Origin of the sequence: Streptomyces sp. CA-106110, assembly GCF_050936285.1 — a bacterium.
Lineage (GTDB): Bacteria > Actinomycetota > Actinomycetes > Streptomycetales > Streptomycetaceae > Streptomyces.
The window spans coordinates 6,699,766-6,721,404 of record NZ_JBNJNB010000001.1; the positions used below are offsets into that span (position 1 = coordinate 6,699,766).

Below are 21,639 nucleotides of genomic sequence, written 5' to 3' on the forward strand. Positions count from 1 at the left end.
ATGGCTGTGCAGACAGTTGCAAGCACCACCGACTCCGTGAATCTCGGTCCCGCCGCGGCTCTCTCGTGTCGTGAGTGCGGCCACCGGGTGCCCCTCGGCCCGGTCTTCGCCTGCGAGGAGTGTTTCGGCCCGCTGGAGATCGCGTACGACTTCTCGGGCTACGACACCGAGGAACTGCGTAAGCGCATCGAGGCCGGCCCCGCCAACATCTGGCGTTACGCGCCGCTGCTGCCGGTCCCGGCGGACGTCGCCGGCAAGCCGAACCTCAACCCGGGCTGGACCAAGCTCGTCAAGGCGGACAACCTGGCGCGCGAGTTGGGCGTCACCGGCGGGTTGTATGTGAAGGACGACTCCGGCAACCCCACGCACTCCTTCAAGGACCGTGTGGTCGCCCAGGCGCTGGAGGCGGCGCGCGCCTTCGGCTTCACCACGCTCTCCTGCTCCTCGACCGGCAACCTCGCGGGCGCGGTCGGCGCCGCGGCGGCCCGTGCCGGCTTCCGCTCCTGCGTCTTCATCCCGCACGACCTGGAGCAGGGCAAGATCGTCATGGCCGCGATCTACGGCGGCGACCTCGTCGGCATCGAGGGCAACTACGACGACGTGAACCGCTTCTGCTCCGAGCTGATCGGCGACCCGGCCGGCGAGGGCTGGGGCTTCGTCAACGTCAACCTCCGTCCGTACTACGCGGAGGGGTCCAAGACCCTGGCGTACGAGATCGCCGAGCAGCTCGGCTGGCGGCTGCCCGACCAGATCGTGGTCCCGATCGCCTCCGGCTCGCAGCTGACGAAGATCGACAAGGGGCTGCAGGAACTGATCAAGCTGGGGCTCGTGGAGGACACGCCCTACAAGATCTTCGGTGCGCAGGCAGAGGGCTGCTCGCCGGTGTCGGTCGCCTTCAAGGCGGGCCAGGACGTCGTACGGCCGCAGAAGCCGAAGACGATCGCCAAGTCGCTGGCCATCGGCAACCCGGCCGACGGCCCGTACGTCCTCGACATCGCGCGCCGCACGGGCGGTGCGGTGGAGGACGTGACGGATGATCAGATCGTCGATGCCATCAAGCTGCTCGCCCGTACGGAGGGCATCTTCGCCGAGACGGCCGGTGGCGTGACCGTCGGTGTCACGCGCAAGCTCATCGAGAGCGGTGTCCTCGATCCGGCGAAGACGACGGTCGTCCTCAACACCGGCGACGGTCTCAAGACGCTGGACGCGGTGGCCGGCACCGGGCTCACCGCCACGATCCGCCCGAACCTGGACTCCTTCCGCGCGGCCGGGCTCGTCTGAGCGCCCGTCCCGCCGGCCGTACCCCACCGGAGGTCACACCCCATGAGCGTCACCGTCCGCATCCCGACCATCCTGCGCCCCTACACCGGCGGCCAGGCCGAGGTTCCCGCCGAGGGCGGGAACCTGGCGGAGGTCATCGCCGACCTGGAGAAGAACCACACCGGCATCGCCGCCCGCGTCCTGGACGACCAGGGCAAGCTGCGCCGCTTCGTCAACGTGTACGTCAACGACGACGACGTCCGCTTCGAGCAGGGTCTCGAGACGGTGACGCCCGACGGCGCCGGCGTCTCCATCATCCCGGCGGTGGCGGGCGGCTGACGGTCACTCGGCCCGCCCGATCATTACCCTCGGTAACTCAGGTCACCGAGAGTTCATCGAATTGCCCTCTCCGTGAGACAAGCGGAGGGGGCAATTCTGCATGGTTGAGCACGGTACAGTTGGGGAACCCGCTCCCGGTTTCCCCGCCGGGTGCTCTGAGTTCCTGCCGTAGGCCGATAAGAAGTAGCCAAAGTAGGCAGGGCTTTTGAGCCATTCGCTCCTTTTGCAGGGCCCGACTTGCCCTGAATTCGGATGAATTCTCCGTACATTCCCGACCGGTCGTGCCCGGAATTCTCGTCCGATTGACCTGTTGCAGACGGCAGTTGGACAGATACATTCAGCCGCGGTCGACGCGTTCCGGCGCACGCCCCCAACCGTTGGGGGGTGAGGTCTGACCCGGGTCCGCGAAGTGTGGATCTGTGCAAGGGCCAGTAATAGGGGAGTTAGGCATGGCTCAGGGCACCGTCAAGTGGTTCAACGCGGAGAAGGGGTACGGCTTCATCGCGGTCGACGGTGGTGCGGATGTTTTCGTCCACTACAGCGCGATTCAGATGGACGGCTACCGCACCCTGGAAGAGGGCCAGCGGGTCGAGTTCGAGATCTCGCAGGGTCAGAAGGGGCCGCAGGCGGACATGGTCCGACTGGCCGGCTGAAGAACGCGCCGACGACTGAACTGTTCGACGTGTCGAGGGGCTCGTATCCCGGTTCGGGGTACGAGCCCCTCGGTTTGCCCGGGGCGGGGGCGCGCGGGCGCGCCCTGGTCAGCCTCCGTTCACCTGGTGATCCCCGTGCGCCCACCCGCCACCCGGCCGCCACCCCTCAACGAGCCCGCTCCGCGGGCGCACCTTGCACTCGGAGGGGGCGAGTGCTAATCATTGGCGTTAGCACTCTGAAGGTGAGAGTGACAAAAGAAGGACCGGGTCGGTGAGGCCGCGGACCGGGTGGGGCAAGGAACCTCCGGCCGGGGCCGTCCGTCGCGGGCGCGGGCGCGGTCCGAAGTAATCACCCCCAGTCCTGGAGGGACCACTTCACATGGCCAAGATCATCGCGTTCGACGAGGAGGCGCGGCGTGGCCTCGAGCGCGGCATGAACCAGCTCGCGGACGCCGTCAAGGTGACCCTCGGCCCGAAGGGCCGCAACGTCGTCCTCGAGAAGAAGTGGGGTGCCCCCACGATCACCAACGACGGTGTCTCCATCGCCAAGGAGATCGAGCTCGAGGACCCGTACGAGAAGATCGGCGCCGAGCTGGTCAAGGAAGTCGCCAAGAAGACGGACGACGTCGCCGGTGACGGTACGACCACCGCGACCGTGCTCGCCCAGGCGCTGGTCCGCGAGGGCCTGCGCAACGTGGCCGCCGGTGCCAACCCGATGGCCCTGAAGCGCGGTATCGAGAAGGCCGTCGAGGCCGTCTCCGCCGCCCTGCTCGAGCAGGCGAAGGACGTCGAGACCAAGGAGCAGATCGCCTCCACGGCCTCCATCTCCGCCGCCGACACCCAGATCGGCGAGCTGATCGCCGAGGCCATGGACAAGGTCGGCAAGGAAGGCGTCATCACCGTCGAGGAGTCGCAGACCTTCGGTCTCGAGCTGGAGCTCACCGAGGGCATGCGCTTCGACAAGGGCTACATCTCGGCGTACTTCGCCACCGACATGGAGCGTATGGAGGCCGTCCTCGACGACCCGTACATCCTGATCGCCAACCAGAAGATCTCCTCGGTCAAGGACCTGCTCCCGCTGCTGGAGAAGGTCATGCAGTCGGGCAAGCCGCTGCTGATCATCGCCGAGGACGTCGAGGGCGAGGCCCTGTCGACCCTGGTCGTCAACAAGATCCGCGGCACCTTCAAGTCCGTCGCCGTCAAGGCCCCGGGCTTCGGTGACCGCCGCAAGGCCATGCTCGGCGACATCGCCATCCTCACGGGCGGCGAGGTCATCTCCGAGGAGGTCGGCCTCAAGCTGGAGAACGCGACCCTGGACCTCCTGGGCCGCGCCCGCAAGATCGTCGTCACCAAGGACGAGACCACCATCGTCGACGGCGCCGGCTCCTCGGAGCAGGTCAACGGCCGGGTGAACCAGATCCGCGCCGAGATCGAGAACAGCGACTCGGACTACGACCGCGAGAAGCTGCAGGAGCGCCTGGCGAAGCTGGCCGGCGGCGTGGCCGTCATCAAGGCCGGTGCCGCCACCGAGGTGGAGCTCAAGGAGCGCAAGCACCGCATCGAGGACGCCGTCCGCAACGCGAAGGCCGCCGTCGAGGAGGGCATCGTCGCCGGTGGTGGCGTGGCCCTGCTGCAGGCCTCCCAGGTCTTCGAGAAGCTGGAGCTCGAGGGCGACGAGGCCACCGGTGCCGCCGCGGTCAAGCTGGCGCTCGAGGCCCCGCTGAAGCAGATCGCCGTCAACGCCGGCCTCGAGGGCGGCGTCGTGGTGGAGAAGGTGCGCAACCTGACCCCGGGCCACGGCCTGAACGCCGCGACCGGCGAGTACGTCGACCTGGTCAAGGAAGGCATCATCGACCCGGCGAAGGTGACCCGTTCCGCGCTGCAGAACGCCGCCTCCATCGCCGCGCTGTTCCTCACCACCGAGGCCGTCATCGCCGACAAGCCGGAGAAGGCCGCCGCGCCCGCCGGTGGCGGCATGCCGGGCGGTGACATGGACTTCTGATCAACCCCGGTTGATCGACCGTCCTTCAGACCGAGGGCGGCACCCCCTTCAGACAGGGGGTGCCGCCCTCGGGCGTGCCCGGGATCACACGAGGGGCCGCCCGCGTGCCGGAATGCCATACCGACCGGACGGGTTGTCTTCTACGCGCAGATATCGATGCATGTGCACATACCAGCTGGTTCCCCCAGTCCGATCCCTGCCGAGGAGCTCCCCCACGTGACTGCCCCCGCCTCCGCCTCCCGAGCGGCCCAGATCCTGTCCCGTCCCGTCACGCTGAACGGCCTGTCCGTCCCGAACCGGATCGTCATGGCGCCCATGACCCGACAGTTCTCGCCGGGCGGCGTCCCCGGCGAGAACGTGGTCTCGTACTACGAGCGCCGCGCGGCCGCTGGCGTCGGCCTGATCGTCACCGAGGGCACCTATGTGGGCCACGACTCGGCCGGTCAGAGCGACCGCGTCCCGCGGTTCCACGGCGAGGGGCAGCTGGCCGGCTGGGCCAAGGTGGCCGAAGCGGTGCACGCGGCCGGTGGGACGATCGTGCCGCAGCTGTGGCACATCGGCATGGTGCGCAGGCAGGGTCAGCCGCCGTTCGCGGACGCGCCCGCCGTCGGCCCCTCCGGACTGCGCCTTGACGGCACCGAGGGCGCCGGCGAGGCGATGACCCGGCAGGACCTGGACGATGTCATCGGCGCGTTCGCCGAGGGTGCCGCCGCCGCGGAGCGGATCGGCTTCGACGGCGTCGAGTTGCACGGCGCCCACGGCTATCTGCTCGACCAGTTCCTGTGGTCGGGCACCAACCGGCGCACCGACGGGTACGGCGGCGACCCGGTGGCCCGCACGAAGTTCGCCGCGGAGATCGTGGCCGCCGTGCGGGAGGCGGTCTCGCCGCACTTCCCGGTCCTCTTCCGCTACTCGCAGTGGAAGCAGGAGGCCTACGACGCCCGGCTCGCCGAGACCCCGGACGAGCTGGAGGCGATCCTGACCCCGCTGGCCGCGGCCGGTGTCGACGTCTTCCATGCCTCCACCCGCCGGTACTGGCTCCCGGAGTTCGAGGGTTCCGACCTCAACCTCGCGGGCTGGACCAAGAAGCTGACCGGCAAGCAGGTGATCACCGTCGGCTCGGTGGGCCTGGACGGCGACTTCCTCAAGGGCTTCCAGGGCGAGGGCGCCCCGCTCAAGGGGATCGACGACCTGCTGGACCGCCTCGAGCGCGACGAGTTCGACATGGTGGCCATCGGTCGCGCGCTGCTCCAGGACCCGCAGTGGGCCCGGAAGGTCCTCGAGGGCCGCTTCGACGAGCTGAAGCCCTACGACGCCGCAGCCCTGAAGACCCTGCACTGAGCGACCCGCGCCACCCCGCGTCCCGAGCGGCGCGGGGTGGCTGCGCGTCCGGACGGAGAACGCCGAGACCTCGTTTTTCGCTTGCTTAAGTCAATCAATCGGATTAAGGTTGCCTGAGTCAAGCACGCCTGCACTCCGACGGAGGCGCCCTCCCATGTCCGACGCACCCACCCGGCCCGCCGGAGCATCCCCAGCACCCGGATCGAACCTCCTGGTCGTGGTGCTCGCCTTCGGCGGCATCGTGGTCTCGCTGATGCAGACCCTGGTGATTCCCATCGTCCCGGAGCTGCCCAAGCTCCTGAACGCCTCGTCGGCGGACACGGCCTGGGCCGTCACCGCGACCCTGCTCGCCGCCGCCGTCGCCACCCCGGTGATGGGCCGACTGGGCGACATGTACGGCAAGCGCCGCATGCTGCTGGTCGGGCTGGCCATGCTGGTGCTGGGCTCGGTCACCGTGGCGCTGAGCGACGGCCTGACGCCGGTGATCGTGGGACGCGCCCTCCAGGGACTGGCGTCCGGCGTCATCCCGCTCGGCATCAGCATCATGCGCGACGAACTGCCCGCCGAGCGGCTGGGATCGGCGACCGCGATGATGAGCGCCTCCCTCGGGGTCGGTGGCGCCCTCGGTCTGCCGACCGCCGCGGTGATCGCCGAGAACTTCGACTGGCACGTGCTGTTCTGGACCTCGGCGGTGCTCGGTGCGGTCGCGGCCGTGCTCGTCCTGGTATTCGTACCGGAGTCGGCGGTGCGCAGCGGCGGCCGCTTCGACGTGCTGGGCGCCCTCGGCATGGCGGCCGGTCTGGTCTGCCTTCTGCTGGCGGTCTCCAAGGGCGCCGACTGGGGCTGGAGCGGCGGCACCACGCTCGGCCTGTTCGCCGCGGCCGTCGTGATCCTGGTGGTGTGGGGCTTCTTCGAACTGCGCATCGAGCAGCCGCTGGTGGACCTGCGCACCACGGCCCGCCGTCAGGTGCTGGTCACCAACCTGGCCTCGGTGGCGCTCGGCTTCGGCATGTTCGCCATGTCCCTCGTCATCCCCCAGCTTCTGCAGCTGCCCGCGGCCACCGGCTACGGCCTCGGCAAGTCCCTGCTGACGGCCGGCCTGGTCATGGCACCCTCCGGCCTGGTGATGATGGCCACGGCCCCGGTCTCCGCCGCCGTCTCACGCGCCAAGGGACCCAAGGTCACCCTGATGATCGGCTCGCTGATCGTGGCCGCCGGCTACGGAATCAACATCCTGCTGATGGACCAGGTCTGGCACTTCGTGCTGGTCTCCTGTGTCATCGGCGCCGGTGTCGGCTTCACCTACGGTGCGATGCCCGCCCTCATCATGGGCGCCGTGCCCGCGTCCGAGACCGGGGCGGCCAACAGCCTCAACACTCTGATGCGGTCCATCGGTACGTCCACCGCGAGCGCCGTGGCCGGCGTCATCCTCGCCCACATGACCACCACTCTCGGGCCCGTCACCCTGCCCGCGGAGAGCGGATTCAAGACCGTCCTGGCCATCGGCGCCGGTGCCGCACTGCTCGCCTTCGCCGTGGCGTCCTTCATCCCGCGCCGCGGCCCGGCCGACGAGCGGTCCTCGTCCGCCACGGGATCAGGCGCGCAGGAACCGGCAGGTGAGGTCTCCGGCGCCACGTCGTGACGCTGCTTCGGCACGAATGCGCAGGCCGGCGGCGCATGAGGTACCGGGTGCCTCATGCGGCGCCGAGCCGCGCGGGGGCCCTCACCGCTCTCCGGCTGGAGAAGGCTGCGGACCGGGGTCAGCTCCCCGCCTTGTCCAGTGCCAGGCGCAGCCGCCCCCCGCTCTCCGCGAGCAGCCGGGCCGCCGACGGTCCGTCCACATCGCCCAGGATGGTCAGGATCGCGTCCTTGACCTCGCCGTCGGTGGCGGCCAGGGCGCGTTCGATCTCCTCGTCCGACGCACCCGTGGCCAGGGCCACGATGCGGCGGGAGCGGGCCCGCAGCTTGTCGTTGGAGGCACGGACGTCGACCATCAGGTTCCCGTACGTCTTGCCCAGCCGGATCATCGTGATCGTCGAGAGCATGTTGAGGACCAGCTTCTGCGCGGTGCCCGCCTTCAGACGCGTCGAGCCGGTCAGCAGTTCGGGTCCGACGACGATCTCGATGCCGTGCTCGGCGGCGGCCGCGAGGGGGCTGTCCGCGTTGCAGGACAGGCCGACCGTGAGTGCGCCGTGCGCCCGGGCGTGTTCCACCGCCGCGACGGCGTACGGCGTACGGCCCGAGGCGGAGACGCCGACCACCGTGTCACGGTCCGTCAGCCCCAGCGCGTCGAGATCTTCGGCCGCGAGTTCCCGGGAGTCCTCCGCGCCTTCGACCGAGGTCACCATCGCGCCGGGGCCGCCCGCGATCAGGCCCACCACCTGCGAGGGGTCCGTGTTGAAGGTCGGCGGGCACTCGGAGGCGTCCAGGATGCCGAGCCGTCCCGCGGTGCCCGCGCCCGCGTAGACGAGGCGGCCACCGCGGGCCATCCGCTCGGCGATGTCGTCGATCGCGGCGGCGATCTGCGGGAGCCGGGCGGCCACCGCGGCTGGCACGGTCGCGTCCTCGCCGTTCATGATCTTCGCGATCTCCAGCGTCGGGAGCTGGTCGATCTTGGCCAGTTCGGGCCGGAACGCCTCGGTGGTCAGCGTCTCCAGCTCGGCTCGGAGATCGCGGGGGCGGGACGAGGGGGTCATGACGGACGGCTCTTTCCGGTGCGTGTGGTGTCGCGCCCTCGCTGGCGCGCCGGGAACTGCGTGACCGGCCGTGGGACCCGCGGCCGTACTGCCTCGTTCGGTCCTGGCTTCCCGCGGAGCGTCACCGCTTCGTTCCGCCGCGTGGGCGGTGACGGTGCGCCAGGGCCTCGTACGAGGCGGACAGGGCGGGCGCCGCGGTCTCGTACGTCCGTTGCGCCACGCCGACGAACAGGCAGTCCACGACCAGGAGTTGGCTGGTGCGCGAGGACATCGCGGCCGGCCTGAGCTCGCTCTCGCGCGCCGTGGACGTGGTGAGGATGTGGTCGGCGTACTGCGTCACGGGCCCGTCCGGACGGCCGGTGATCGCCACGGTCGTCGCGCCGTGCTCGAAGGCCACGCGCAGCGGCTCGATCACGTCGCCGGTGGAGCCGGAGTGCGTGATCGCGATCGCCACGTCCTTCGCGCGCAGCTGGACTGCGTTGGTGACCGCGAGATGGGGGTCGTTGGGCGCATGCGCTATGAGCCCGATGCGCAGCAGTTTCTGGACGAGGTCCTGGGCGACGAGCCCGGACGCCCCGATGCCGTACACGTCGATGCGGCGAGCGGTGGCGAGCGCCGCGACCGCGGCTCCGAGCTGCACGGTGTCGATTCCGGCCGCCGTGTCTGCGAGGGTCTGCTGCTCGTCGTAGGCGAGCTTGGCGACGACGTCCCCGATGGAGTCGTCGACGGCGATGTCGGCGGTGACGGCCGGGGCGCGGCCCGACTGCTGATGGGCGGCGAGTCCGGCGAGGGCGAGCCGCAGGTCGCGGTAGCCGGGATAGCCGAGGAGTCGGGCCGTGCGGACGACGGTTGCCTCGCTGGTCCCGGTCAGTTCGGCGAGCCCGGTCACCGTGAGGGCCGCGCAGCCGGCCGGGTCACCGGCGACCGCCTCGGCGACGCGCTGCATGGACCGGGTCATCGAGGGTGCGAGGGTCCGCACCTTTGCGGAGAGCGCGGCGGGGGCGGGCGGCGCCTCCGGGCCCACGGACCCCGGGAAAATTCCCTTCACATCCTGGGACACGAAGTGAAAGATATTTTCCGTTCGGACGTCGGGTCAAGAGTGCGCACAATAGGTGCATGGACCCCATCAGCCCCCTGGAGCAGGCCTTGCACGCTGCTCGCGCCCTCGTGCTGGCCGATCTGGTCGCGGGCGAGGTCGCCGAGGCGGACGTCGTCTCGATCGTCGAGGACTCCGTCGCACAGCGTCGATGGTGGGTCGAACAGTGGCCGGACGGTGCGGAGTACGTGGCGGGACTGGTCGCGCAGGACGTCCAGGACGCACTGCTGGAGCGATACGGGCGCTGGCCTCTGTGCCCCGTCTGCGGCACCGGCGACCCGCACGCTCTCGACGTCGAGCCGGAACTCGGCCCCGATCCGCACTGGGTGTGCTCCCAGGCGGGCGTGAAGGTCGCGGCGGTCGGCGCTCTCGCGCAGGCGACGGGCGGGATGCCGTCCTCGTGACGATCTATGTCGACCCTCCCACCTGGCCGGGCCACGGCCGTATGTGGTCGCACCTGATCAGCGACGTCTCGTTCGAGGAACTGCACGCGTTCGCCGAGGACCTGGACCTACCGCGCCGCGCCTTCGAACGCGACCACTACGACCTCCCGTCCGACCGGTACGCGGACGCGGTGCGGGCCGGGGCGGTGGAGGTCAGAAGCCGCGACGTGGTGCGGCTGCTGCACGCGTCCGGGCTGCGCAGGCGCAAGGGCCGCGTTCCCGGGCTCAGCCGTCCAGTGCGTACGCGTAGGTCTGCTCGTCCTCACTCACACGGGTGAACCCGGCCCGTGTGACCACGCCCTGCGAGGGGATGTTGGCCCGGTCGACGGTCGCGAGGAGGGTCCGCACGCCGCGCCCGGCCAGTGCCCAAGCCGCGAGGGCGCGCAGCGCCTCGGTGGCGTAGCCGTTCCCCCGGGCGCCCTCGACCAGGTCGTAGCCGACCTCCACGCGGCCCTCCTCGTCCGGGTGACCGTGGAAGCCCATGCTCCCGACGGCCCGGCCGTCCTCGGTCCGCACGAGCACGAACACCCCCCACTCCGGCCGGTGCACCCCCGCCGCGTACGCCTTCAGGAGCATGCCGGCCGCGTCGCGCGTGCCCTCGAAGGGGCCGCCGTCGAGCCACTCGAAGCCGCCCGTCCCGCCCAGACGCAGATCGGTGGCGGCCGCCGGAGTGACGCCCTGAAGAGTGATTCGTGCGGTGGGGATCACCGGGTTGTTGCTCCAGCGCCACTCGGTCACGGGGGCGCGTCCCGGCAGGTCGCCGCGGCCTGTGGCCCACAGGAGGGTGCGCCAGTGGTCGGGGTCGGGTCTCACGTGCGGGAAGAGCCGGGTCAGTACGTCCTCGCAGAGCTTGGCGGGCGGTTCGTACGCGAGTCCGAGGCCCTGCGCCATGTCGTGCGTGTGCAGCAGGACCTCGGCGACGCCCATCGCGGCGAACCCCTCCCGTTCCGCACTGCGGAAGGGGTAGGGGTGGAAGGCCCGCACCTGGCGGGGCGTGGTGGAGACGACGGCGGCGAGCAGCACTCCCGCGGTCTCGATCACCTGCAGTGCGCCCTCGTTGCCGGCGTCGTCCTCGAGCACGATGTCGAAGGGCACGTACGCGTCCTGCGCCCGCCCCGCCAACTGCCCGGCGTACGCGAAGAGGTCACCCGCGATGTGCTCGGCGGTGCGGCGGCAGTCCCACTCGAGCCGCCCCGCCCTGACCTTGCTCCAGTCCTGGTCCACGCCGACCCGCAACGCGGCCACGGCCCCCTCGACGGCTTCCGTCACCCGTTCCCCACCCATGCTCCGCATGCCGAGCAGGGTAGGCGGCGCCGGTTCTCAGAGCGACAGCATTTCCAGCTCGGACCCGATGTTGTATCGGGCAGTCGCCTCCCAGCGCTCCTGCCCGTACGGGGTTCTGAACAGCTGGGGCAGTTCCAGAAGTTGGCGGAGGACGGTGGCACGGCCCGCACGGAAGGCGTCGTTCGGCACGAAGCCGTACTCCTCGCGGACGGCGGCCGTGTACGTGGCGTACGCGGACGGGGGCGAGGCGAGGATCGCCAGGTCGGCGTCGCACAGCACCTGGCCGTTGCGGTCGTCGTCGGCGGGGTCGTGGGTGACCGTGAGGCGCACCAGACGGGCGACCTCGGCCGTCGTGGTCCGCGCCACCCCCGCCTCGGGGAGCGCGCGCTCGGCGAGGCGCGCGGAGCGCTCCTCGTTCTCCGAGCGGTCCGGCTGGTAGACCGCGTCGTGGAACCAGGCGGCCAGACGCACGGCCTCCGGGTCGTCGGCGAACTCCGCCAGAACGTCGACGCGGTCCAGCACCGCCGCCAGATGCTCGACCGTGTGGTACCGGCGTTGCGGCTCCGACCAGCGGTGCAGCAGGTTGTCGGCGAAGGGCGCGGGGTCGGGCTCCGGGGCGCCCTTCCGCGCCGCGAGCAGAGTGCGCAGCCAACGGGAACGCAACGCGTCGAGATCGGTCATGCGGGCATTCTTCCGTGTTCCGGGGGCGGACCGCTGTGCCCGGCCGGCACGAACGGTGAGCGGCCGACGGCCCACCGGCCGGCCGGCGGGGACCAGGCGACTTCCGCGACCGTCCGCGCCCCGGGGACCGCCGGGCTACGTGATCTTCTCGCCCCCAACACCGCGCCGCCGTACCCTTAAATTGGACTAGACCTATAGTTGCTCCAGGGAACACCGATGGAAGGGGTCCTATGAGCACGCGTGCAGTCCTGGAGGTGATCGCCCTCGGCGTCGAGGACGCGGTCGCCGCCCAGGCCGGAGGCGCGGACCGCCTCGAGCTGGTCACCGACATCGCCGCCGACGGGCTCACCCCGCCCGCCGAGACCTTCGCGGGGATCCGCGCCGCCGTCGGCATCTCGCTGCGCGTGATGCTCCGGCTGCGGGACGGCTTCGCGGCCGGTGACGTCGAGGACCTCGTCCGGACCGCGCGCGAGCTGCGCGCTGCCGGTGCCGACGAGTTCGTGTTCGGTTTCCTGGGCGAGGACGGCAGCCCGGACCTCGGCGCCGTGGAGCGGCTGGTCGCGGTGCTGGGGGGCTGCCGCTGGACCTTCCACCGCGCGATCGACCGGGCCGCCGACCGGGACGCCCTGCGCAAGCAGCTCGCCGATCAGCCGGGCCTGGACACCTATCTCACGGCGGGTTCGCCGGACGGCGTGGACGACGGGTTGCCCACACTCGTCACCGAGGCCGCGCGGCGCGGCGAGCCCGGCTACAACCAGCGGCTCCTTGTCGGCGGAGGCCTGCGTCTGGAACACGTGCCCCGGCTGCGCGCCGCGGGGGTCGACGCCTTCCACATCGGCGGGGCGGCCCGCACCGACGGCTGGGACTCGCCGGTCTCCGTGGAGGCGGTCCGGGAATGGCGTACGGCGGTCGACACCTGCCGGTGAGCCCCCTGGGCCCGCTGCCCGCGTGCCCCTGGCGCGGCCACGGATACCACGGGCGGCGCGCGGACGCCGAACGATGTCCGGTCGCCGGGGCCCGGCTTCGCCGTCGGCCTGTGAGGGATTGGGGACCGGCCCGCGGCCTTGGCAGCAGCGTCCACAGTCGGGCTCAGGGGTCGAGCGACCTCCCTGTCGCCGGGATGCGGCCCTTGGTGTTCGGTGTCGGAGGCCGGCTCTCCTGGTCGCCGGGTCGTGAGGGATCCGGGACCGGCGCGCGTGCCACCGGTCTCGGTCGGGTGCAGGGGGCGGCGGTCTCCGGCTGCCAGGACAGCACACGTAGACGCACGGTGGGGGTGGCCGCCCCTCCTCGCCGTCCATCGGCCCCGCGCCCGCCGCAACGAACCAGCGTCCGCCGGCCAGCGCGATCACCGGAAGGCGACGGTGTTGCAGCGGGCCGACGCGGGTGTGCGTCCGGATCACGGCGGCGGGCGCCGGGTGGTGGGGCGGGCGCGGTGGCCGTCGCCGTCCTGTCGAGCAGCCCGTTCAGGCGAGCTGCGGCGGTAGGGGGGCCGCGTGGGTGACGATCAGGCCTGAGACCGCTCGGGTGAGGGTCACGTACAGCCGGCGCAGACCCGTTCGCTCGTCCGGTTCGCCGTCGACGACCGCCTGCGGTTCGTCGAGGACCACGTAGTCGTACTCCAGGCCCTTGGCGAGCGAGGCCGGGACCAGGGTCAGCCGGGTCTCCCGGGTCGTCTCCTCGCCCGGGACGAGGTGGCCGATGCCCGCCGCGGCGAGCGCCTCGGCGAGCGACGGGACCCTGGCGTCGGCCGCGATCAGGCCGATCGAGCCCTCGTTGCGCAGCAACTCGGCACAGGCGGAGACCACTTCGCCGGCCTCGCTGATCGGGCGGACCTGGAAGAAGCCCGGGTTCTCACGCACCGACGCCACCGGCGTCAGGCCCGGCGCGATGTGCGGCAGCAGCCGGGAGGCATACGTGATCACGTCCGTCGGCACACGGAAACCGGCCGTCAGCTCCTCGACCATCGCCTCCTGCTTCCCGAGGTGGGTGAGCGCCTCCTGCCAACTCCGCGTGGCCCAGGGGGTGGTGCCCTGGGCGAGGTCGCCGAGCACGGTCGCCGAACCGGTCGTGCAGCGCCGGCCGACTGCCCGGTACTGCATCGGGGAGAGGTCCTGCGCCTCGTCGAGCACGACGTGCCCGAGCGAGTGGGTGCGCTGGACGAGGTCGGTGGCCTCGTCGATCAGCACGGCGTCCGCGGGCGACCACTTGGCGGACTTCACCGAGCGCACCGGCTTCGCCCAGAGGATCGTCTTCCGCTCGTCCTCGTCGAGGATCCCGTCCGCGTGCACGGCGAGGAAGTCGGCGTCGGTGAGCAGCCGCAGGACCAGCTTCGCCGGGTCGACCGCCGGCCAGATCTCCTTGACCGCCGCCTTCACCGCGGCGCTGCGGGCGACGGCGTCCTGCACACGGTCGTCGGGTGCCTCTCCCGCCCGCTCCATCTGGACCAGCACGGCATGCGCGATCCGCTGCGGCAGGGCCTCGCGGGCGGCGCCGTAGCGGATGTCACGGTCGAGCAACTCTCGCACGATCTCCTCGAGTTCGTAGGCCGGCACACGCCAGCGGCGGGAGCCGCGCACCACCACGACGGGCTCGGTGGGCGTCGTCACGTGCGAGCGGACGGCGCGGCGGAGCACCTCGGCCAGGCGCGCGTCGCCCTTGACGACGGCGGCGGCCGCGGTGTCCGTGCCGCGGACCTCGACATGCGCGACCAGGTCGTCGACCGTCGCCTGCCGCACCTCGAGCTCGCCGAGCGCGGGCAGCACCTGCTCGATGTAGTGCAGGAAGGACTTGTTCGGCCCGATGACGAGGGTGCCGGTGCGGGCGAGCCGCTCGCGGTGCGCGTACAGAAGGTAGGCGACCCGGTGCAGACCGACGGCCGTCTTTCCGGTGCCGGGACCACCCTGCACGCAGACGCTTCCCGACAGTCCGGACCGCACGATCTCGTCCTGCTCGGGCTGGATGGTGGCCACGATGTCGCGCATCGGGCCGACGCGCGGGCGCTCGATCTCCTGCTGGAGCAGCTTGCTGACGGCGGCGGCCTCGCCGGGGTCGGAGAGGTGCTCGTCCTCGTACGCGGTGAGGTCGCCCCCGGTGTAGCCGAAGCGGCGGCGCAGCCCGATGTCCATCGGGTCCTTCTTCGAGGCCCGGTAGAACGGCTGTGAGACGGGCGCGCGCCAGTCGATGACCATCGGGTCGCCGTCGCCGTCGTGCACATGACGCCGGCCGATGTAGAAGCGCTCGCCGTCCGCTCCCTCCGCCTGATCGGCGCCCGGCGCGTGCAGGTAGTCGAGGCGGCCGAAGAACAGCGGGGTGTGGCTGAGATCGGCGAGGGCCTTGATGCGCTCGTCGATCTGCCGGGCGAGCACCTCGGCGTTGACCCAGTTCGCGGTGACGTCTCTGATGTCGAGGTTCTCGACGTCCTCGCGCATCGCGCGCAGCGCGGCCCGCGAGGCGGCGAGATGCGAGCGCTCACGGGAGAGAGGATCGGTCGCGGACGGGGCGGACAGGGGGGAGCCGGGCTCGGGAGCAGACGGGGCGGACGGGGTGGACACGGAAAGGTGCCTCCGGGGCGGGCGGCGGGCTGGGCGGGGCGCGTGGGCGCACCGGCCGGGCGGCGCGGTGACGGGTGGCGGTGGTGCCGTCCGGTTTCCGTCCGGACGACGGCCCTCCGTGAAGGGAGGCGGGCAAGAGAGGAGATTCTAGGTGACGGGTGAATGGGTCGGCCAACGGTTTTTCCGGCGCCTCGGGGTCGCGTGTCCGCCTGCCCTAGGGGACGGGATCCCTCCGGAGGAGTACACGGACCCCGACCGGAGGGGGACGGGGAAGCCGCGCAGGTTACGTCCTTGGTCCGACGCCATTCGGGTCAGGCGGTTCCACCATGGAGACATGAGTGCAGGTACCTTCACCCCGGCCCGGCACGGGCCGCCGTCCGGCGCGACCGCCGTCGACGGCAACCGTCACCGCCATCGCCTCGGCGACGCCGTGCGCGCCGTCAAGGTGTTCCTCGGCGCCGCGATCGACGTGGTCCTCCTCGGCGAGTACGGCGAAGAGGCGGGCGTCCGCAGCAGCCGGTGACGGCGTCCACGCGGCGCCCGAACGCACGGGCGGCACCGCCCGGAGTGCGAGGGTCCGCTCCATGGCTGACGGAACGTGACCACTCGTACACCGTCTGTGGCTTCTTCTCCGGCTTCGCTCCGCGCTCTCGATCTCAGTTCTCGGCGAGCAGTTCGTCGGCGTCCACGATCCGGTACGCGTAGCCCTGTTCCGCCAGGAAGCGCTGGCGGTGGGCGGCGAAGTCCTGGTCGATGGTGTCGCGGGCGACGACCGAGTAGAAATGCGCCTGATGGCCGTCGGCCTTGGGGCGCAGCACCCGTCCCAGCCGCTGCGCCTCCTCCTGCCGTGACCCGAACGTCCCCGACACCTGGATGGCGACGGTCGCCTCCGGCAGGTCGATGGAGAAGTTCGCGACCTTGGAGACGACGAGCACACTGATCTCGCCCTCGCGGAAGGCACCGAAGAGCTTCTCACGCTGTGCGTTGCTGGTCTCGCCCTTGATCACGGGCGCGTCCAGGTGCTCACCCAGCTCGTCCAGCTGGTCGATGTACTGCCCGATGACGAGGATCTGCTGCCCCGCGAAGCGCCGCACCAGGGCCTCCGTCACCTTCCGCTTGGTGTCGGTCGTGGCGCAGAACCGGTACTTCTCCTCGGTCTCCGCGGTGGCGTACGCGAGTCGCTCGGAGTCGGTGAGGTTGACCCGCACCTCCACGCAGTCGGCGGGCGCGATGTACCCCTGCGCCTCGATCTCCTTCCAGGGAGCGTCGAACCGCTTGGGGCCGATGAGAGAGAACACGTCCGACTCACGGCCGTCCTCCCGCACCAGGGTCGCCGTGAGCCCGAGCCGCCGCCGCGCCTGGAGGTCCGCGGTGAACTTGAAGACGGGCGCGGGCAGCAGGTGCACCTCGTCGTAGACGATGAGTCCCCAGTCCCGGGAGTCGAACAGCTCCAGGTGGGGGTAGACACCCTTCCGCTTGGTGGTGAGCACCTGGTAGGTCGCGATGGTGACCGGCCGGATCTCCTTGCGCGTACCGGAGTACTCGCCGATCTCGTCCTCGGTGAGCGAGGTCCGCTTCACCAGTTCGTGCTTCCACTGTCGTGCGGAGACGGTGTTGGTGACGAGGATGAGGGTGGTGGCCTTGGCCTGTGCCATGGAACCGGCGCCCACCAGCGTCTTGCCGGCGCCGCAGGGCAGGACCACGACGCCGCTGCCGCCGTGCCAGAAGTTCTCCACGGCCTGCTTCTGGTAGGGCCGCAGGGCCCAGCCATCCTCGCGCAGTTCGATGGGGTGCGCCTCGCCGTCCACGTAACCGGCGAGGTCCTCGGCGGGCCAGCCCAGCTTGAGCAGCGCCTGCTTGATCTGCCCGCGCTCGGAGGGATGGACGGCGACCGTGTCCTGGTCGATCCGGGTCCCGACCAGCGGGGCGATCCGCTTCGAGCGCAGCACCTCCTCCAGGACGGGCCGGTCGGTGGTCGTCAGGACCAGCCCGTGCGCGGGGTGCTTGGTGAGGGTCAGCCGTCCGTACCGGTCCATGGTCTCGGCGATGTCGACCAGCAGCGCGTGCGGCACCGGATAGCGGCTGTACTGCACGAGCGCGTCCACGACCTGCTCGGCGTCGTGCCCGGCGGCCCGCGCGTTCCACAGTCCGAGCGGGGTCACCCGATAGGTGTGGATGTGCTCGGGTGCCCTCTCCAGTTCGGCGAACGGCGCGATGGCCCGACGGCAGTCGTCTGCCTGCTCGTGATCGACTTCGAGAAGCAGGGTCTTGTCGGACTGGACGATGAGAGGACCATTCACGCGCGGCACCCTTTCCCTGTGGCCAAACGTCCAGTGTGCCTCATCCGGGGGTGATCACGGCAGGGCATGGCGCACGGCCCACAGCCCCCACGTGCGGCTCCCGCCCGCCGATACGGGTCATGACCGACCGGAGCGGCGCGGTGCGCGGCGGGACGAGAAGCTCGCGGTCGCGGACCGCCGACCGGGCCCGCCGGTCAGTCCTCGTCCGCCAGCTCCGCCACTCCCGTGATCCGGTGCAAGGGATACGTCCGGACCTCGTCGGCCGTGTGGTCGTACGCCGTGACGAAGCCGCCCTCCACGCGGATGGGGCCGATGACCCGCTGGCTGGCGGTCCCCTCGGCGTTGACGTAGCCGATCCAGAGGGACTCGCCGGTGAGGACGGCGGCCTGCACGGTGGCCAGCGTCTCCGCGGAGGTGGTGCGGGGCAGGTCCCCGCTCGCGTTGGGGGCTCCCGTGGTCTTGCGCGGTGTCGTGGAGGCCAGATCGCCGGCGCGGATGGCCCGCAGAGCCGCTGTGAGCAGGGTGGCGTCGGGCGGCGGGGGACCCTCCGGGACCGGCTCGGGCGCGGTGCGCGGTGGGGTGCGGTGGGCGTGGGCGCGGGTGATCAGGACGTCGCCCTCCGCCGACTCGGCGGCTGGCGCGAGGCCCAGCGCGCGCAGGCCTTCGAGGAGTGCCGCGGGGTCGGTCTGGGCGGCCAGGACCGTCGGGGCCAGCCGGCGCAGGCGCAGGGCGGCCGAGCGCTTGTCGGCGAGGATCTCGTTCAGCAGGGCGTCGTCGTCGCAGCGCACATACGCCGAGGCGGCGCCCACGCGCAGGTGGCCGTGTTTGCGGGCCACGTCGTCGATCAGGTACGTGAGCGGCTGCGGAACCGGGGTGCGGGAGTGCGCCGCGAGGAACACGTGCAGGTCGGAGGCGGTCCGGCCGGCGTCCAGGGCGCGGCGCACGGAGGCGGGCGTGAACCGGTACACCGTCGCGCCGCCCTTGGACTCGACGTCCGCGAGCACATCGAGCATGTCGGCCAGCGGCCGCTCCAGCGGGCCCGGTGCCACCGCCGTCAGATCCGCCTGGAGCAGGACGTGGTCCAGGGGTTCGGGCAGCAGGGGGGCGAGCAGACGCGCGGCGCGGGAGGCCGCCGCGCCCTGTTCGGCGGCGGTGAGGGGGACATGGGGGGTGGGGCGGTGGTGCTGCCGGTGGACGGGGAGCTTGTCGCCCGGGCCGGCCGCCTCGGTGGGCGGTGCGTGGTCCGCGGGCCCGGGCGCACCGATCAGGGCGCGGCCTTGCGCGGACAGGGCCCCGCGGCCCGTGACGCCCAGCAGTTCCGCCTCCGACAGGGTCCACTGGGCGAGGCGGGTGCGCAGATCGTCGGCCGCGGGCCGGTCGGCGCGCGGGGGGCGTTCCCAGCGCAGGCGGGCCAGGACCGATTCCGGGGCGGCGGAGGCACCCTCGGGGAGCCCGGCGAGCAGGGTGAGGACCCGGTGGCGGACCTCGGGCGCGGCCGAGCGGTCGAGGCCGGGGCCGAGCGCGGAGAGCGTACGGTCCTTGGCGTCGCGACCGCCGACGAGTCCAGGGGTGCGGGTCGCGTCCAGCCAGGCGGTGACGAGCCGGGTCCAGCGTTCGGCGGCGGGCAGCTCCCGCCACTCGTCGTACGCCGGGGTCGCCGCGTACCGCTCGTCGGCCTCGCCGTCCGACGCCAGCAGGCCCGCCGTGTAGGCCAGTTCGACCCAGAAGGCGGCCACGGGCTCGGACACGTCGAGTGCCACGGCCGTCCGCTTGAGGTCCCGCACGCTCAGCCCGCCCGCGCGCAGTACCGAAGGGCCGCCCTCGTCCCAGTCCTTCAGCAGTTCCTCGACGGTCGCGAGCGCGGTGCAGGCCTGGCCCGCCGCCGTCGCGTCCACGATCTGCGGGCGGTGCGTGGCGGCGGCCTCCACGGCGGGTGGCAGCGGCTCGGTGTGCCGGTGGGCGCGGCCCGAACGCAGATGCAGGGCCACCTCGCGGGGCAGGACGACGGTGCCGGGAGCGGTGGGCAGCAGCAGACCCCGGTCCAGCAGCCAGCGCAGCCGCGCCGCGGGATCGGGGGTGACCTGGCCGTAAGGGGGTCCCCACACCAGCCGGGACAGCACCTCGAGGGACTCGGCGGGGGCGGTCTCGAGGAGCGCGGCCATGCGCGCGCGGTCCGTGAACAGGGCGGTGAGGGAGGCCACGGCGGAGACGGCGTCGTGGGTGGTCGGCAGCCCGGCGGTGGTCAGGAGTTCCTGGATACGGCCCGGGGACATGCCGGCCGTCGTCTCGGCGGCGGTGGGGCCGAGGCCGGTGGGGGAGGGGTGCTGCGGGGACGGGGCGAGCAGTTCCCGGGCCGTGCGCACGAGCCGGAGCCGCTCGTCGTCGCCCCACACCAGGGCCTGCTCGCGCAGCGTGGCGAGCGCGCGCGGGAAGGCCTCGGCGACCGCGGGGTCGCCCTCCGCGCCGGCGTCACCGGCCATCAGGCCCAGCAGTTCGGCGTACGTGGCCGGGTCCCCGGCGACGGCCAGGGCCTCCGCGGTCTGCTGGGCGAACCGGTCCAGACGCTCCAGCGCCCGCACCACGCTCGCCCGGGTGGCGGCCCGCGTGGCGAGCTGGGTGAGGTCGGTGGGGACGGGGGTGATGAGGTCCGGGCGGGCGCGAAGGAGAGCGGACAGAGAGGCGTCGTCCCGCGCGCGCAGCGACTCGGCCAGCGAACGCGGGGCGGCGGCGCCGCTTCCCGTGGCCGACGAGTCCTTGCGTGAGCGCTCCTCGGGGGTCATCCGGTCCACGGTAGCGGGTCATGTCACGGTGGTGCCGAGGACGGCACGGTTCAGCCCGGTCGTGCGCCACGGGCCCGTCCGGCGATCGAGGACGCGGGCGGCGCCCGGGCCCGTCGGGCCCGGGGCGGAGCGCCCGGAGAGGGCATGCGCGGGATACGGTACGGGGTGAAATCGGCCCACCCCGGAGGGGTTTCGTGGGGATCGAGAGCGACCAACTGGTCTTCGACTATCTGAGCCGGGTCGGCGACGTGGCCCAGCAGCGCCAGCTGCCGTCGGCCGCGCGGATGCGGCTCGTGTCCGACCTGCGCAACGAGATCGACCGGCGGCGCGCGAAGTCCCCGGTCGACAGCCCGGCCGCGGTCCGCCGGATCCTCGCCCGCCTCGGCACACCGGACGAGGTCGTGGCCGCCGCGTCCGACGACTCCGCACCCGGCGGCTCGGTGAGCCGTCCCGCCGCCGTCCCCCTTCAGCGCGCCGACGACTCCGGGGACCGGCCCAAGGGCCTGCGGCGCGTCGTGCCCCGGCCACGGTCCGCGGATCCCGCAGGCACCTCCCGCAACACGCCGTCCCCGCCCCATCTCGCCGGTGCGGACGAACTGGGCGACAGCGCCGCCGTGCCGGACTGGTGGCGGGTCGACGGCCCGCGCGGCGGCGGGTTCGAGCTCGGGGACGCCGTGCCCGGGTTCGTCGGCGGCGTGGAGATCCCCGAACTGCTGAAACCGCCGCCGGCCGACCCGCCGAAGCCGCAGGGCGGCCATGCCGAGGACTCGGAGACGGCCGTGGAGGCCGCCCCCGCGGCCGAGGACACCGCGGCGCCGCGCCGTCGGCTGCTCCGGCTCACCGGCCGGCGCAACCCGCTGCTTCTCCTGGCCGCCGGGCTGCTCGTCGCGGGCGCGGTGCTCGGCAGTTGGATCGCCCTCGGTCTCGGCTGGCTCATCGCAGGGGCGTCCCGCCGGCTGACGCGGGCCGAGTCCAAGTGGGCGGTCGTGGGCATGCCGAGCCTGGCCGCGGCCGCCGGCATCGTCTGGATCTGGGGCCGCACCGACGGCCGCTGGGGCGACCCGATCGCCCAGGGCCATATGAACGACGCGGTGGTGCAGACCTGGCCGTGGGTGGTCCGGGGTGCCGCCGTCGCCTCCGCCCTGTACCTGGCCTGGCGGTCACAACGGGTCAGATGAGGCGGCGGCGCCGCGGCGCGGGGCGACGGCCGGAG

18 protein-coding genes are annotated in these 21,639 nt (G+C 72.1%); 11 read left to right on the top strand and 7 right to left on the bottom strand.

The features are described from left to right. From thrC to ACQEXA_RS30955, 6 genes are all read left to right on the top strand, one after another. Complete coding sequence (gene thrC, locus ACQEXA_RS30930) at nt 1-1,281, top strand: threonine synthase (RefSeq protein WP_432929421.1); 1,281 nt, start codon at nt 1-3, stop codon at nt 1,279-1,281. A 42-nt stretch (nt 1,282-1,323) separates the two neighbouring features. Then, nucleotides 1,324-1,599 (top strand): MoaD/ThiS family protein, encoded by a 276-nt coding sequence (locus tag ACQEXA_RS30935; RefSeq protein WP_359399853.1) that lies wholly within the window; start codon nt 1,324-1,326, stop codon nt 1,597-1,599. A gap of 449 nt (nt 1,600-2,048) precedes the next feature. Beyond that, nucleotides 2,049-2,252 carry a cold-shock protein gene (locus ACQEXA_RS30940; protein ID WP_009339379.1) on the top strand — a complete coding sequence of 68 codons (204 nt, stop codon included), beginning with the start codon at nt 2,049-2,051 and terminating at the stop codon, nt 2,250-2,252. 379 nt (nt 2,253-2,631) lie between these two features. Next, nucleotides 2,632-4,254: a chaperonin GroEL gene (gene groL / locus ACQEXA_RS30945; RefSeq protein ID WP_359399848.1), complete on the top strand. Its 1,623-nt coding sequence runs from the start codon at nt 2,632-2,634 to the stop codon at nt 4,252-4,254. Nucleotides 4,255-4,410: 156 nt separating this feature from the next. Continuing rightward, the gene (locus ACQEXA_RS30950; protein WP_433131681.1) at nt 4,411-5,595 is read left to right on the top strand and encodes an NADH:flavin oxidoreductase; all 1,185 of its coding nucleotides are present in this window, start codon (nt 4,411-4,413) and stop codon (nt 5,593-5,595) included. 154 nt (nt 5,596-5,749) lie between these two features. Beyond that, complete coding sequence (locus ACQEXA_RS30955; RefSeq protein ID WP_432929416.1) at nt 5,750-7,237, top strand: MFS transporter; 1,488 nt, start codon at nt 5,750-5,752, stop codon at nt 7,235-7,237. A gap of 118 nt (nt 7,238-7,355) precedes the next feature. Here the strand turns inward: ACQEXA_RS30955 and murQ are convergent, their stop codons facing one another. After that, on the bottom strand, nt 7,356-8,291 hold the full coding sequence (gene murQ, locus ACQEXA_RS30960) for an N-acetylmuramic acid 6-phosphate etherase (RefSeq protein ID WP_433131683.1): 936 nt from the start codon (nt 8,289-8,291) through the stop codon (nt 7,356-7,358). A gap of 121 nt (nt 8,292-8,412) precedes the next feature. Next, nucleotides 8,413-9,351 (bottom strand): MurR/RpiR family transcriptional regulator, encoded by a 939-nt coding sequence (locus ACQEXA_RS30965; protein ID WP_359399836.1) that lies wholly within the window; start codon nt 9,349-9,351, stop codon nt 8,413-8,415. Nucleotides 9,352-9,407: 56 nt separating this feature from the next. Here ACQEXA_RS30965 and ACQEXA_RS30970 point away from each other — a divergent pair, with 56 nt between their 5' ends. Both ACQEXA_RS30970 and ACQEXA_RS30975 read left to right on the top strand, forming a co-directional pair. After that, nucleotides 9,408-9,791: a hypothetical protein gene (locus tag ACQEXA_RS30970; protein ID WP_432929412.1), complete on the top strand. Its 384-nt coding sequence runs from the start codon at nt 9,408-9,410 to the stop codon at nt 9,789-9,791. Then, on the top strand, nt 9,788-10,108 hold the full coding sequence (locus ACQEXA_RS30975; protein ID WP_432929410.1) for a DUF4031 domain-containing protein: 321 nt from the start codon (nt 9,788-9,790) through the stop codon (nt 10,106-10,108). The genes ACQEXA_RS30970 and ACQEXA_RS30975 overlap by 4 nt, the downstream gene beginning before the upstream one ends. On the opposite strand, the gene ACQEXA_RS30980 is transcribed toward ACQEXA_RS30975, so the two are convergent. Both ACQEXA_RS30980 and ACQEXA_RS30985 read right to left on the bottom strand, forming a co-directional pair. Beyond that, nucleotides 10,056-11,123 (bottom strand): GNAT family N-acetyltransferase, encoded by a 1,068-nt coding sequence (locus ACQEXA_RS30980; protein ID WP_432929408.1) that lies wholly within the window; start codon nt 11,121-11,123, stop codon nt 10,056-10,058. The genes ACQEXA_RS30975 and ACQEXA_RS30980 overlap by 53 nt on opposite strands. A 27-nt stretch (nt 11,124-11,150) precedes the next feature. Then, a complete protein-coding gene (locus ACQEXA_RS30985) occupies nt 11,151-11,795 on the bottom strand; it encodes an HD domain-containing protein (protein WP_360993258.1) in 645 nt (214 codons plus the stop codon). A gap of 230 nt (nt 11,796-12,025) precedes the next feature. Here ACQEXA_RS30985 and ACQEXA_RS30990 point away from each other — a divergent pair, with 230 nt between their 5' ends. After that, the gene (locus ACQEXA_RS30990; protein WP_432929406.1) at nt 12,026-12,721 is read left to right on the top strand and encodes a copper homeostasis protein CutC; all 696 of its coding nucleotides are present in this window, start codon (nt 12,026-12,028) and stop codon (nt 12,719-12,721) included. Between the two features lie 537 nt (nt 12,722-13,258). Here ACQEXA_RS30990 and ACQEXA_RS30995 read toward each other — a convergent pair. After that, the gene (locus ACQEXA_RS30995; protein WP_433134657.1) at nt 13,259-15,223 is read right to left on the bottom strand and encodes a HelD family protein; all 1,965 of its coding nucleotides are present in this window, start codon (nt 15,221-15,223) and stop codon (nt 13,259-13,261) included. Nucleotides 15,224-15,680: 457 nt separating this feature from the next. On the opposite strand from ACQEXA_RS30995, the gene ACQEXA_RS31000 reads away from it, so the two are divergent. Continuing rightward, the gene (locus tag ACQEXA_RS31000; RefSeq protein ID WP_359399818.1) at nt 15,681-15,869 is read left to right on the top strand and encodes a hypothetical protein; all 189 of its coding nucleotides are present in this window, start codon (nt 15,681-15,683) and stop codon (nt 15,867-15,869) included. A gap of 133 nt (nt 15,870-16,002) precedes the next feature. Here ACQEXA_RS31000 and ACQEXA_RS31005 read toward each other — a convergent pair whose 3' ends face one another. Both ACQEXA_RS31005 and ACQEXA_RS31010 read right to left on the bottom strand, forming a co-directional pair. Further along, nucleotides 16,003-17,646, bottom strand: coding sequence for a DNA repair helicase XPB (locus ACQEXA_RS31005; RefSeq protein WP_432929404.1), 1,644 nt, complete (start codon nt 17,644-17,646; stop codon nt 16,003-16,005). A 194-nt stretch (nt 17,647-17,840) separates the two neighbouring features. Next, nucleotides 17,841-20,426 carry a helicase-associated domain-containing protein gene (locus ACQEXA_RS31010; protein ID WP_433131685.1) on the bottom strand — a complete coding sequence of 862 codons (2,586 nt, stop codon included), beginning with the start codon at nt 20,424-20,426 and terminating at the stop codon, nt 17,841-17,843. 194 nt (nt 20,427-20,620) lie between these two features. Between ACQEXA_RS31010 and ACQEXA_RS31015 the strand changes: the two genes are divergently transcribed. Further along, nucleotides 20,621-21,604 (top strand): hypothetical protein, encoded by a 984-nt coding sequence (locus tag ACQEXA_RS31015; protein ID WP_432929400.1) that lies wholly within the window; start codon nt 20,621-20,623, stop codon nt 21,602-21,604. Nucleotides 21,605-21,639 lie beyond the last annotated feature (35 nt).

Bases quoted from the DNA above. Each gene is read 5' to 3' on its own strand.
- thrC (WP_432929421.1), top strand. From the start codon at position 1: ATGGCTGTGCAGACAGTTGCAAGCACCACCGACTCCGTGAATCTCGGT.
- ACQEXA_RS30935 (WP_359399853.1), top strand. From the start codon at position 1,324: ATGAGCGTCACCGTCCGCATCCCGACCATCCTGCGCCCCTACACCGGC.
- ACQEXA_RS30940 (WP_009339379.1), top strand. From the start codon at position 2,049: ATGGCTCAGGGCACCGTCAAGTGGTTCAACGCGGAGAAGGGGTACGGC.
- groL (WP_359399848.1), top strand. From the start codon at position 2,632: ATGGCCAAGATCATCGCGTTCGACGAGGAGGCGCGGCGTGGCCTCGAG.
- ACQEXA_RS30950 (WP_433131681.1), top strand. From the start codon at position 4,411: ATGCATGTGCACATACCAGCTGGTTCCCCCAGTCCGATCCCTGCCGAG.
- ACQEXA_RS30955 (WP_432929416.1), top strand. From the start codon at position 5,750: ATGTCCGACGCACCCACCCGGCCCGCCGGAGCATCCCCAGCACCCGGA.
- murQ (WP_433131683.1), bottom strand. From the start codon at position 8,291: ATGACCCCCTCGTCCCGCCCCCGCGATCTCCGAGCCGAGCTGGAGACG.
- ACQEXA_RS30970 (WP_432929412.1), top strand. From the start codon at position 9,408: ATGGACCCCATCAGCCCCCTGGAGCAGGCCTTGCACGCTGCTCGCGCC.
- ACQEXA_RS30980 (WP_432929408.1), bottom strand. From the start codon at position 11,123: ATGCGGAGCATGGGTGGGGAACGGGTGACGGAAGCCGTCGAGGGGGCC.
- ACQEXA_RS30985 (WP_360993258.1), bottom strand. From the start codon at position 11,795: ATGACCGATCTCGACGCGTTGCGTTCCCGTTGGCTGCGCACTCTGCTC.
- ACQEXA_RS30990 (WP_432929406.1), top strand. From the start codon at position 12,026: ATGAGCACGCGTGCAGTCCTGGAGGTGATCGCCCTCGGCGTCGAGGAC.
- ACQEXA_RS30995 (WP_433134657.1), bottom strand. From the start codon at position 15,223: ATGCGCGAGGACGTCGAGAACCTCGACATCAGAGACGTCACCGCGAAC.
- ACQEXA_RS31000 (WP_359399818.1), top strand. From the start codon at position 15,681: ATGAGTGCAGGTACCTTCACCCCGGCCCGGCACGGGCCGCCGTCCGGC.
- ACQEXA_RS31010 (WP_433131685.1), bottom strand. From the start codon at position 20,426: ATGACCCCCGAGGAGCGCTCACGCAAGGACTCGTCGGCCACGGGAAGC.